Annotated in this window: 8 protein-coding genes; 4 read left to right on the forward strand and 4 right to left on the reverse strand. The window is 32.7% G+C overall.

The window, feature by feature from the left end:
• Positions 1 to 2: 2 nt before the first annotated feature.
• Positions 3 to 3560, forward strand: a complete 3558-nt coding sequence (locus VCM48_RS01635; protein ID WP_482271373.1) for an ABC transporter permease/M1 family aminopeptidase — start codon at positions 3 to 5, stop codon at positions 3558 to 3560.
• Between the two features lie 85 nt (positions 3561 to 3645).
• Positions 3646 to 4770, forward strand: a complete 1125-nt coding sequence (locus VCM48_RS01640; RefSeq protein WP_482271374.1) for an alpha/beta hydrolase-fold protein — start codon at positions 3646 to 3648, stop codon at positions 4768 to 4770.
• 50 nt (positions 4771 to 4820) lie between these two features.
• On the opposite strand, the gene thrC is transcribed toward VCM48_RS01640, so the two are convergent.
• The 4 genes from thrC to thrA are packed head-to-tail and all read right to left on the reverse strand — an operon-like array spanning position 4821 to position 10112.
• Positions 4821 to 6101: a threonine synthase gene (gene thrC, locus VCM48_RS01645; RefSeq protein ID WP_482271375.1), complete on the reverse strand. Its 1281-nt coding sequence runs from the start codon at positions 6099 to 6101 to the stop codon at positions 4821 to 4823.
• Between the two features lie 10 nt (positions 6102 to 6111).
• A complete protein-coding gene (locus VCM48_RS01650) occupies positions 6112 to 7041 on the reverse strand; it encodes a homoserine kinase (protein WP_482271376.1) in 930 nt (309 codons plus the stop codon).
• Complete coding sequence (locus VCM48_RS01655) at positions 7038 to 7667, reverse strand: class I SAM-dependent methyltransferase (protein ID WP_482271377.1); 630 nt, start codon at positions 7665 to 7667, stop codon at positions 7038 to 7040. The genes VCM48_RS01650 and VCM48_RS01655 overlap by 4 nt, the downstream gene beginning before the upstream one ends.
• A gap of 3 nt (positions 7668 to 7670) precedes the next feature.
• Positions 7671 to 10112, reverse strand: coding sequence for a bifunctional aspartate kinase/homoserine dehydrogenase I (thrA, locus tag VCM48_RS01660; protein WP_482271378.1), 2442 nt, complete (start codon positions 10110 to 10112; stop codon positions 7671 to 7673).
• Between the two features lie 916 nt (positions 10113 to 11028).
• Between thrA and VCM48_RS01665 the strand changes: the two genes are divergently transcribed.
• Together VCM48_RS01665 and VCM48_RS01670 are read left to right on the forward strand one after the other, a co-directional pair.
• Positions 11029 to 11931, forward strand: coding sequence for an oxidoreductase (locus VCM48_RS01665; RefSeq protein ID WP_482271379.1), 903 nt, complete (start codon positions 11029 to 11031; stop codon positions 11929 to 11931).
• Between the two features lie 6 nt (positions 11932 to 11937).
• On the forward strand, positions 11938 to 12849 hold the full coding sequence (locus VCM48_RS01670; RefSeq protein ID WP_482271380.1) for a helix-turn-helix domain-containing protein: 912 nt from the start codon (positions 11938 to 11940) through the stop codon (positions 12847 to 12849).
• Positions 12850 to 12886: the final 37 nt, after the last annotated feature.

The following is a 12886-nucleotide window of genomic DNA, read 5'->3' on the forward strand; positions in this document are numbered from 1 at the left end:
CTATGTTTAAGAAATTATTACAATTTGAAATTTACTATCAGTTAAAACAACGAGCTTTCCCCATATTTGCAGTCTTATTTTTAGGTTTAGGGTATTTTACAGGAAGTCAAGGGCATGCTCCTACAGGAGTTAATTTTAATGCTGTTTATCAAGTTTACTTTCATACAGGTCTTTTTACTTTAGGTAGTGTTTTTATAACCATGTTTTTTGCGGTAACAGCTGTTATAAGAGATAAACAGCATAACATGGAAAGCTTAATCTACAGTTCATCCATAAAAAAGAGCAATTATTTTTGGAGTCGTTTTTTAGGTACTTTTATTTTTAGTGTTGTTGCTTTTACACCTTTTGTAATTGGCTATATTTTCGGGAATCATTTTTCTAATTTAGATGCTGAAAGACTAGGAAGCTTTAATGCGTTGAACTACCTACAACCTTGGTTGTATTTAGTATTGCCTAATATTTTTATATGTACTTCTTTAATATTTTCAGTTAGTACCCTTACTAAAAATAGTATTGCCACTTATGCAAGTGCAGTATTTATTTATATGCTGTATTTTGTGAGTTCTATTTTCTTAAACTCACCATTATTAGCACAATCTGTTCCAGCGTCGCCAGAAATGATGTCGGTAGCCGCAATAGCAGATTCTTTTGGTATAGCTGCTTTTTTTGAACAGACTCAATACTGGACTGCATATCAAAAAAACACACAATTGCTTTCTTTTTCTGGATTATTTTTATTGAATAGAATGCTTTGGATAGCATTTTCTACAGGAGTATTGTTACTAACGTATAAAGTTTTTTCTTTTAGAATGACTACAAAAAAAGTTAAAAAAGAAAAAGGAATTAGAAATGAGAAAAAACAGCTCATATCATACAAACCTATCGACGGAACATACGGAGTAATGGCACAAATAAAATCATTACTATCTCTAATACGATTAGAATTAAAGAGTGTATTTAAAAGCTTACCTTTTCTAGTAATAGTTGGTATGTGGTTGATTATTGTTTTTTCAGAGTTGTATGCAACTGTTGTTGAAGGAGGTGAATACGGAGTGAGTGTTTATCCACTTACAAATCAATTAATCGAACTGATAACAAGTCCGCTAACTCTTTTTGGATTGATACTACTAATCTTTAACGGCTCAGAGATTGTATGGAGAGAACATAGTGTAAATTTTAATCTAATAATGGGCGCTACCCCTGTAAAAAACTGGGTGTATTTTGCTGCTAAGTTTATCAGTCTATCATTACTACCAATCTTATTACTAGCATCAGGAGTGCTTATGTGTATAGTTTTTCAAGTAAGCTTAGGTTTTACTAATATTGATTTCAGTATGTACACATCTGTGTTTTATTATTATGGTTTACAATTGGTTATTTATGCTATGCTAGCCATATTTATAAATAGTATTACTAAGAGTAAATATATAGGAATGGGAGCTTTCGGTCTGTTTGTCATAGTTAGTATGAAAGCTAACCTTTTAGGATTAGAACACCCTTTAACAAGTATAGGTTTTATGCCTAGAGTAACTTTTGATGGTATGAATGCTTATGCCAATAATGCTAAGTTATTTAATCATTTAGGTTTGTATTGGTTAAGTATAGGGGTACTATTAATCTTATTAGCTTTTAAGATATGGAACAGAGGAATGGTAAAAGGCTTTTCCTATAAAGTAAAGCAACTAAAACAAGGATACAACTTAAGTGAAAAGGTATTGTTTTTAACTTTTCTTTCCCTAACTATTGGTATGGCAAGCTTGGTGTTTTACAATACAAACATCGTTGTTGATTATCAAACTGAAAAGGATTATTTACGTTTTAGCGAGAATTATGAACGTAAGTATAAGCAATATCAAGTGTTAGAAAAGCCGTATCCAACCTCACAAAAAACGGAAGTAGCTATTTTTCCAGAGGAAAGAAAATATACTGTAAAAGCAAATTACATTTTAAAAAATACAAGTAACGAAGCTATATCTAAACTGTTAATAACCGAACGAATCCCTGTGAAGCATATTCGTATAGAAAAAGCTCTTTTGACTACGAAAGATACAATACACGGAGCGTATGTATTTGAATTTAAAGAAAAACTCCAACCAAATGATTCAGTAGCATATACCTTTGCTATTGAAAAAGAGCTAAAAGGATATGAGGAAGATAAAAGTATTGTTTATGACGGAACGTATATAACATACAGAAATTTTGAACCTATTATTGGATATGCTTCTGGATATGAAATAGCAGACAGAATTGAGCGTAAAAAAAGAGGATTACCTGAGAGAATAGAAGAAGATAATTCAGATGCTCATATAGCTCTTGAAGATATTAAAATTGAAAAAGTACAGTTTGAAACTATTGTGTCCACAAGTAAAGATCAAATAGCTATAAGCTCTGGAGATTTGATTAAGACTTGGTCAAAAAATAATAGAAATTATTACCATTATAAATCTCAAGAGAAAATATTGCCCATGGTAGCCTATTTTTCGGGGAAATATCAAGTTAAAAAAGCAAAGTATGAAGGTATTTCTATTGAGCAATATTATCATTCAAATCATAATTTTAATATTGATGAAATAGAAGAGAGTATCAAAGAAACCTTAGCGTATTGTCAAGAAAACTTTGGTTCTTATAACTTTAATCATGTTCGTATAGCAGAAATACCTTCACATTGGTCATTCGGAGGGTATGCGCATCCAGGAGTTATTAGCATGGTGGAAGACCGTTTGTATTTATCAGATGTTCGTGAAGAAAATACATTTAATTTAGTTTCAAAAAGAACAATTCATGAAGTAGCACATCAATGGTGGGGACATACATTAACAGCCAAACCTGTTGCAGGAGGTTCTTTATTTGTAGAAGGTTTGGCAAAGTATACTGAAGCTGTAGTAATGGAAAAAATGTATGGAAAAAGCGCTCTATATGAATTGGCAGAAGCAGCAAGAAGACGTTATTTCTTCGGAAGAGCTTTTGGCGGAACTCAAGAACCACCAATTTATAAAGTACAGGATGAAGGCTATATATCATATGGAAAAGCATACACAGTATTCATGGCATTGAGAGATTTAATAGGGGAGCAGCAAGTAAATAGAGTATTAAAAACTATCACAGATCGATACCGATTTGAAAACTCTCCGAAAGCACATACCATTGAATTATTAGATGAATTATATAAGGAAACGCCTAAAGAAAATCATCATTTGATAGATGATTGGTTTAAAAAGGTAATAACCTATGATTTGGCTGTAGAAAAAAGTACGTACAAAAAACTACCCAATGGTACTTATGAGGTTACTGCAACTATAAAAGCAAAACGAGTTGAAACGATGGAAGATGGAGATATAAAAGAAATAGGGATTAATGAACCAATTAAAATAGGAGCTTTTACAATCCATCCATCACTTGTAAAAGATGATAATACTATGCTGTACTATAAATCTAAACAAGTAAACAAAGAACTTACTGAAGTTAGGTTTATAGTAAAAGAAAAGCCTAATTATATAGCTATAGACCCTTATGGAACTAGAAATGATGAAAATTTAGTAGATAATGTGATAGAATATTAATTTTAGTTAAAGTATTTATAAAAAAGACTCAAATGTTAATTATATGACAATCATATTTTTACATTTGAGTTTAAACTTTAACCAAATGACTAAACATATTACGCTATTATTCACGCTAGTTTGCACCTTTTATTCATTTTCTCAAATACCAGAAAGCAAGGTAACCATAGGAATTAATTATACTATTAAATCAACTATTTTAAATCAGGATAGAGAGATTCAGGTTTATTTACCCGATAGTTATACTACTTCAAAAGGAGCATATCCTGTTTTGTATATTTTAGATGGTCAGTGGTTTTTTACTAATGGTGTAGCTATTCAGAAATCATTGAGAACTCCAGGAGCAATTCCTGAAATGATTGTTGTAGGAATAAAAAATGAAAACCCCTTAAGAAGAACTCTTTTCAGTAGTGAAAATAAAAAATTTACCTCTTTTTTAAAAGACGAAGTAATCAAATTTATAGATGATAAATTTAGAACTACAAACGAACGTGTTATTTATGGTTGGGAAGCTGCAGCATATTATATAAGCAAACTAATTTTAGAAGAAAATAATGTATTTCAAGGAGCAATTATAACGGATGGAGGCTATGCTTCTGAAAAGCTAGTTGAAAATTTTAAATCGGATGGTGATGTGTATTTATATATAGCAAATTCTAAAAGAGATATATATTATATAGAATCTACGGAAGAGTTTAATAGAGTATTAAAAAAGCACAACCCTAAAAATTTACTTTGGAAGTATGAGTTATTTAATGATGAGGTACATGAAACAATGCCTCATCTAGCTATGTACAAGGGAATCATGTATTATTATCATAATTACGATTCATTGGTGTTTGAAAGTATTGAAGCCTATGAAAAAGCAGGAGGAATCCCTTACCTAAAATCTTATTTCAAAGAAAGAGCTAAACGTTTTGGAGGTGACGGAAAAATAGATAATAGCACGAAAAACGCATTGATTTGGTTAGCATGGAAACGTGATAATTTTAAATACTTTAGTTTTTTTATGGAAGAGTTTAAAGATGTTTTAGAAACAAATAGATATAAAAGTGCGTATTGGCAAAACAGACTAGGGCAGTTTTATTTAAAATATAAAGACTATAAAAATGCTAGTAAGTATTTTGAAAGAGGTATAAATGACTATCCAAACTCTCAATTTGAAGAAGTTATGAAAGAAGGCTTACAAAAAGCAAAGAGTAAATTGTAAATGAACCTTATAAAATTTAAAATGCCTCAAATATGAGGCATTTTTTTGCGTTAAACATTTAAAAAATCTTTCAATTCTTGATAGGAACTAATTTTTGTAGCTCTCTTTTGTCGATCTATTACAGATGCTATTTGTGGTGGAATTTCAATATCTACATTTAAAACATCTTCCACAACATCTAAAAACTTAACAGGATGGGCTGTTTCTAAGAAAATTCCATAGGCATTCAGTAAATCATACTTTTTCAATCCTAAATACCCAACAGCTCCATGTGGATCTGCGATATAATTTGAATTTTGATAGATTTTTTTCATGGCTTCACGAGTTTCATCATCAGAAAAAGAAAAAGAAGAAAATGCAGCTTTTAAAAGCGCTAAATCGTTATTGAATAATTCTTGAATTCTGATAAAATTACTTGGATTCCCAACATCCATCGCATTAGATATGGTTGCTATAGATGGTTTTGGTTGATAATCTCCACTTTGTAAGTAATTAGGAACGGTATCGTTTACATTGGTAGCAGCTACAAAATGTTTAATAGGCAATCCTAATTTTTGTGCCATAATACCTGCACAAATGTTTCCAAAGTTTCCACTTGGAACCGAAAAAACTACTTCTTTATGTTTTTTATAAACTTGCTTATAGGCAAAGAAGAAATAAAACATTTGAGGTAACCAACGAGCAACATTTATGGAATTTGCTGAGGTTAGCGTACGATTAATTTCTGCATCTAAAAAAGCAGTCTTAACCATGTCTTGACAATCGTCAAAAACACCATTTACTTCTAAAGCTTTAATATTTTGTCCTAAGGTTGTTAATTGCTTTTCTTGAATATCACTTACTTTTCCGCTAGGGTATAGTATAACCACATCTACACCTTTTACCCCTAAAAATCCATTAGCAACAGCACCTCCTGTATCTCCTGAAGTTGCCACTAAAACTGTAACTTGTTGATCTTTATCACGATTAAAATAACCTAAACAACGAGCCATAAAACGAGCACCTACATCTTTAAAAGCCATGGTTGGTCCATGAAATAATTCTAGCGTACCAATATTTTCTTCAATCGGTACTACAGGAAACTCAAAGTTGATGGTTTCTTTAATGATTTCTTGTATGATTTCCTTTGGAATTTCATTTCCTACAAATTGCTGAATGGCTTCGTAAGCAATTTCTTCATTAGAATATTCTCCAATATTATTAATAAACTCTTTAGGTAATGGAGTGATGTTTTCTGGAAAATAGAGCCCTCTATCTGGAGCTAATCCGTTTACTACAGCTTCTTCAAAGCTAACTTTGGGTGATGTATGATTGAGACTATAATAGTTCATAATTTCGTATTTAGTGTTGTTCTAAAATTTTGATTCCTTCTGTATTGATTTTTGAAAGAATCATGTTAAAATCAATTTGTTTGTCTTGATATGTATTTTGAATGGTTTTATAAACATTCTCAGCAGTTGCATCGCCTTTACATAAAGCAAAAATAGTTGGACCTGAACCTGAAATTCCTGCTCCTAAAGCACCAGCTTTTAAAGCCTCCTTTTTCACTAAATCAAAATGAGGAATTAGTATTTTTCTAGCAGGTTCTACAATAATATCGGTTAGGGAATCTGAGATTAATTGATAATCATTGGTATGTAATCCACTAATTAAACCACCAACATTCGCCCATTGGGTAACTGCGTCTTTTAAAGGAACCTCTTTTGGCAATACTTCTCTAGCATCTTTGGTTTTTACTTCCACTTGTGGGTGAATAGCAACTACTCTTAAATCTGCAGGAACAGGGATTTTTACAATACTCAATGGTTCGTAACTGCGTACCAATGTGAATCCACCATAAATAGCTGCAGAAACATTATCTGCAATAGGTGTTCCGCAAGTAGCTTCTTCTCCTAACATAGCAAATTGAGTCAATTCAAGAGGGGAGAAGATGTCTCCTAACAACTGATTTACACCAAAAGCAGCCCCTGCAGCACTGGCTGCACTACTTCCTAAACCACTTCCAGGAGTATATCCTTTGTGAATAGTAATATCGATACCAAAATCAACAGGTTGTTTTTCTAGCATAGCTAATGCAACCACTCCCGCAGCATTTATTTGTGTATCAAGAGGTAAATCAGCTCCTGTTATTTTGGTTATTTTGACACCTTTTGTATCCGTTTTGGAAAAAGTCATAGTATCTCCAACCGTTTCGAGTGCTAAACCTAAAGCATCAAATCCGCAGGAAACATTGGCAACGGTTGCAGGTGAAAATATTTTTATATAGTTCATTTTTTTGCAATTAAAAACAAGTCGGTATCACCACCTTCTTGATATAGTTTGGTGTAATTTTCTAAAATTTTGAATTCTTGTGCTTCTAAAGCTTCAATCAAATATGTTGGTTCATGATAATGGATAAACATCGAATTTTTTCCATCTGAACTTGAAGTTACGCGAGAGTCTTTTTCGTAATTTCCAATCATGGTACTGATGTACAGTAATCCGTTTGGAGGTAACATAGTAGCAGCATCTTTTATAAGTTTTAAAACATCCTCTTTCGTTAAATATGGAAAACAAAATCCGAAGATAATGACATCAAAACCTTGATGTAAACTGTTAATTTCTCTACAATCCATCACTTTAAAGGAAGCATTTGGATTGTGTTGTTTTGCCAAAGACACCATGTTTTCAGCAGCATCAACTCCTAACACAGAAAGTTTAGGATTGTGGTTTAAAAGATAGTGGGTAATCTTTCCAAAACCACAAGCTACATCCAACACATTTTTATGAATTGGTTCCATATGTTTTAGAAGTAAGTCATAACTGTGATTATATACTGTATCATTAGCAAATTTATCTTGATACTCTTGAGCTACGGTATTGTAGATTTGTATGATATTTTGATAACGTTTTTCCATCGATTATTGATTTCCAATTCGTATCACGTCAGCAAAAATCCCTGAAGCAGTTACTTCAGCACCTGCACCAGCTCCTTTTATTTGTAATGGATTTACAGGATATCTATCTGTAAAAAATAACACAATATTGTCACTACCTTCTAAATTATAAAAAGGATGATCAAATGGAATATGTTGTAGACCAACACTTGCTTTTCCATCATTGAATTCAGCAACATATTTTAAACGACAATTTTTGTGGGCAGCTTCTTTATATATTTGTTGAAAATGGCTCTCAAATTCAATTAATGAAGCATAAAAATCTTGATTATTCGTAGTTTCTAAACTCTTTTCAGGTAAAAATGCATTGTTTTCGATGTCTGAAAGTTCTAATTCATAACCACTTTCACGTGCAAGAATTAATATTTTTCGAGCCACATCTACACCACTTAAATCAATTTTAGGATCTGGTTCCGTGTACCCTTGTTCTTGTGCTTGTTGTACGACATCATGAAAAGAAATACTTTCATTAAAATTATTGAAAACAAAGTTTAAAGAACCCGATAACACCGCTTGTATTTTATGCACTCGATCACCAGAAGCAATTAAGTTTTTAAGCGTATCAATAATAGGCAAACCAGCCCCCACATTGGTTTCAAATAAAAATGGTACGCTGTACTTTCTTGAGATGTGTTTTAACTTTTTATAATTATCTAGTTCAGAAGCACAGGCTATTTTATTACAAGTAACCACCCCAATATTATTGGCTAAATAGTGTTCGTATATTTCAGAAACTTTTTGATTGGCTGTATTATCAATAAAAACTGAATTACGAAGGTTTAACGCTTTTGTTCTTTGGAAAAAAAGCTCTAAAGAACTCGCTTTTCCGTTTTGTAATTGTTCTTTCCATGATTTTAAGCTGATACCACCTTCATCAAAAATCATTTGTTTAGAATTGGAAATCCCTACAACACGTACATTCAGTTTTAACTGTTCTTTTAAGTACTTTTTCTGCTGATGGATTTGCGCTAAAAAGCGTTCACCTACATTTCCTACACCCGTAACAAACAAGTTTAATTGTTTTATTTTTTCTTCAAAAAACTGTTCGTGTAGCGTATTCAATGCTTTTTTGGCATCTGAACTATTGATAACAGCAGAAATGTTTTTTTCTGAAGCCCCTTGGGCAATGGCACGAATGTTTACGTTGTTTTTGCCTAAAGAACTGAACATTTGTCCGCTCAAACCTTGGTGATTTCTCATTTTATCCCCCACCAAAGCAATAATTGCTAACCCTTGTTCTATACTAATCGGGTCTATTTTATGACGCTCTATTTCAAAAGCAAAAGCTTCGTTAATTTTTAAGGCTGCTTTTTCGGCATCTTCATCATAAATACCCACACAAATAGAGTGCTCAGAAGAAGCTTGCGTGATTAGTACCACATTGATATTATGTGTCGATAAGGTTTCGAACAAACGTTTAGAAATGCCAGAAACGCCTACCATGCCACTTCCTTCTAAAGTTAGTAAGGTAATATTCTCGATATGAGAAATTCCTTTTACTGGTTTTCCGTTTTCGGTAATTTTTGAAATGAGTGTTCCAACATTTTCAGAATCAAAAGTATTTTTTATTCGAATAGGAATTTCCTTTTCCAATACTGGTTGAATCGTAGGAGGGTAGATAACCTTTGCCCCAAAATGTGACAATTCCATCGCTTCTTGATACGAAATATGTGGAATAGGAAATGCCTGCTTTACCATATGCGGATTTGCAGTGTACATACCATTAACATCTGTCCATATTTGTAATTCATCTGCACTTACAGCAGCAGCATAAATAGCCGCAGAGTAATCAGAACCACCACGTCCTAAAGTAGTTGACTTTCCTTCTTTTGTACGAGCAATAAATCCTGGTAAAAGCATTACTTGGTGCTTATTAGTTGAAAAATAGGCTTTACAATTAGCGTTAGTTAATTGAAAATCAACTTGTGCTTTATCAAAATCATTAGAAGTACTAATCAACTCTCTACTGTCTTTATATACTACATCGAGTTCTTTACTAGCTATACTAGCAATGATATATGAAGATAATAACTCTCCAAAACCACTAATGGTCGCTAATGTTTTAGGAGTAATTTCATTTAATAAAAAGCAACCTTCTAACAAGGTTTTTAGTTGTTTAAACAGTGAAGTAATATGAGTTTTAACTTCTTCTTGCTGATTTTTAGGTACTAACTTATGAATTACTTCAAAGTGTAATTGTTCTACTTCTTTGAAGTTTTCAAGATAATTAACATTGTTTTGAGCAGCTTGTTCTGCCGATGCAATGAGTTTATTTGTTGTTTTACCAAAAGCAGAAACCACTACAATGAGTTGGTTGTTTATTGAAGCATTGGCAATAATTTCTACTACTTTTTCTATGTTTTGAGAGTTGGCTACTGAGGAACCACCAAATTTTAAAACGTTCATTTTAAAATGAATAATAAATTAAAAATAAGATTTTTTAAGCTATTTATCTGTTTTCAAGTCTTTTGAAAAAATAAATATATACGGAATGATGATATGTATAGAAATAACCCCTAAAGGGTTGTAGTAGTAATTGTAGTTGTTGTGCCAACAAAAGAAGCCGTAGTTACAGCTGGAATAGAAATGATATGTCTTTTGTTGTTAAACATTAAGCCAAATGTATAAATTATGTTCTAAAAAACAAGAAAAGTTGTTGTTTTTTGTAAAAAAAATATTTGGATAGTACACATAACACAATCTTTTTGCTAAAAAAATAAGAAGAATTACATCAGCTTACCTGTGCCGTAGTGTTTTCAGAGCATGCCGTGATATCAGCGACCCATGCCGTGATATCAGCGACCCGTGCCGTGGTGTCTTCGGAGCGCGCCGTAATATCAGCGACCCATGCCGTGGTGTCTTCGGAGCATGCCGTAGTATCAGCGACCTGTGCCGTGGTGTCTTCGGAGCGCGCCGTAATATCAACGACCCGTGCCGTGGTGTCTTCGAAGCATGCCGTGATATCAGCGACTCAATAACGGAAGTATTCAATAAAGTGTGTCAACTTGGTTTTTGATTTTCTAAATAAGGTATCAGAGATCGTTAATAACAAGTAAAACTACTTTTAGTATCTAAATAGTTGAGCTTATGGTATTCCGTAAGGAAATTAAATTATTATTAGTAAGTTCGTAAGAGTATAAACAAACATAAAATATAACTATAAACCTACCAAAACAGGTGTATAACGATGTATTTTACATCTATATAAACAAGTTGTGAGCAATTAAACGGGAAAAGTATAAGAGAACCACTAAAAAGTATAAGATAGAAGGCTCTATCTATAAATACCTTTGTTCCATTGTTAAACTTAAAATAATTTAAAATGAGTACACATTGGAACACAGAAAACATACCTTATCAAGCAGGCAAAACAATCTTAATAACTGGGGCCAATAGTGGTTTGGGATTGGGTTCGGCAAAAGAACTTGCTCGAAAAGGAGCAAAAGTCATTATGACTGCACGCAATCAAACAAAAGGTCAGCAAGCATTAAATGAAGTCAAAAGAGAAATTCCAAATGCTGATTTGGAATTGATGAATTTGGATTTGGCAGATATTCCAAACATTAGAAAGTTTGTTGCCGAATTCAAAAATAAATTTAAAAAACTCGATGTTCTGATGAATAATGCAGGTGTGATGATGCCTCCCAAACGTCAGGAAACTAAACAAGGTTTTGAATTACAATTTGGCACTAACCACCTCGGACACTTCTTTCTTACAAATGAACTACTTCCTATTTTGGAACAAACGCCCAATTCTAGGATTGTTATTACAACCAGCCAAGCAGCAGATCTGAAAGAAGCGGATATTTATTATGATGATTTACAATGGAAAAACTCATATAAAAAGTCGGCATCCTACGGTCAAAGCAAATTAGCAAATATGATGTTTGGACTTGAATTGCAAAAAAGATTGGAAGAAAAAGGAAGCTCAACCATCGCAGTATTAGCACATCCAGGGTATACAAAAACTAACTTACAAGATGAAATGGGATTACAAGGAGTTATTCTTAATTTTCTGGTAGCTCAAAAATTAGAAATGGGCATTCTTCCTCAATTAAGAGCCGCCACAGATTTAGATGTGAAAGGAGGGGAATTTTATGGTCCTGGAGGATGGAGAAATTTGAGAGGGTATCCAGTTCTTGACGAAATATATGAAAAAGCATTAGATGAAAAAAACAATAAAAAACTCTGGCAATTGAGTGAGGAATTAATTCAAGGAATTTAAAGCAATATGGATTCAATCATATATATCAAATCAATTTCTCAGTTGATGCATGCAATGGGTTTGAGCAAGCCTAAGCATCCTTTGGTAGGAGTTGTAAACCTGTCAGAAGTATCAACTCAAGAAGCGATGTCTAAGGTAAAAATAGTTAATGAACTATATGGTATCACTATAAAAACCAAATCAATAAGCAAAGTCAAATATGGAAGAAGTGTTTTAGACTTTGATGAAGGATGTTTACTTGGCATTGCTCCGGGACAGGCATTCGAAATTGAACAGGAAAATAAAAAAGGAGGTTTAGCGGGGTGGGCAATATATTTTCATCCTGATTTTTTAGAAAATCATCCATTGGCAGATAAGATTACTTCTTATGGATTTTTTGACTATCAGACGAATGAGGCTTTACACCTTTCTGAAAAAGAACAAAATAGCCTAATAGAAATTTTAGATAAAATCGAAGAAGAGTACGATAATAATATTGATCAATTCAGTAGGGAAGTCATCTTATCGAATATCGACCTTCTACTGAGTTATATTAAAAGGTATTACAATAGACAGTTCTTAACTCGTAACTCAGCAAATAATGACTTACTCGGAAAATTTGAAAAGTTATTAAAAGACTATTTTAACAATCATGATATCCAGAAAAAAGGACTTCCATCTGTGCAGTATTTCTCGAATCATCTGAATTTATCTGCAAGCTACCTAAGTGACTTGCTGAAAAAAGAGACAGGAAAAAATGCACAAGAACACATTCATTTTCAACTAATAAGAAAGGCAAAGTTTCTATTGTTAAATAGTAATGCAACCGTTGCTGAAGTAGCTTATCAATTGGGTTTTGAGCACCCACCGTATTTTAGTCGTTTGTTCAAGAAGAAAATGGGGATTACACCAACTCAATTTAGAACAACAATGAATTGAAAACTGCACACAACATTGTATAAAAATAATAGCCGAT

The organism is Tenacibaculum sp. DPLXC6, from assembly GCF_056815515.1.

Bases quoted from the DNA above. Each gene is read 5' to 3' on its own strand.
- VCM48_RS01640 (WP_482271374.1), top strand. From the start codon at position 3,646: ATGACTAAACATATTACGCTATTATTCACGCTAGTTTGCACCTTTTAT.
- thrA (WP_482271378.1), bottom strand. From the start codon at position 10,112: ATGAACGTTTTAAAATTTGGTGGTTCCTCAGTAGCCAACTCTCAAAAC.
- VCM48_RS01655 (WP_482271377.1), bottom strand. From the start codon at position 7,667: ATGGAAAAACGTTATCAAAATATCATACAAATCTACAATACCGTAGCT.
- VCM48_RS01665 (WP_482271379.1), top strand. From the start codon at position 11,029: ATGAGTACACATTGGAACACAGAAAACATACCTTATCAAGCAGGCAAA.
- VCM48_RS01635 (WP_482271373.1), top strand. From the start codon at position 3: ATGTTTAAGAAATTATTACAATTTGAAATTTACTATCAGTTAAAACAA.
- thrC (WP_482271375.1), bottom strand. From the start codon at position 6,101: ATGAACTATTATAGTCTCAATCATACATCACCCAAAGTTAGCTTTGAA.
- VCM48_RS01650 (WP_482271376.1), bottom strand. From the start codon at position 7,041: ATGAACTATATAAAAATATTTTCACCTGCAACCGTTGCCAATGTTTCC.
- VCM48_RS01670 (WP_482271380.1), top strand. From the start codon at position 11,938: ATGGATTCAATCATATATATCAAATCAATTTCTCAGTTGATGCATGCA.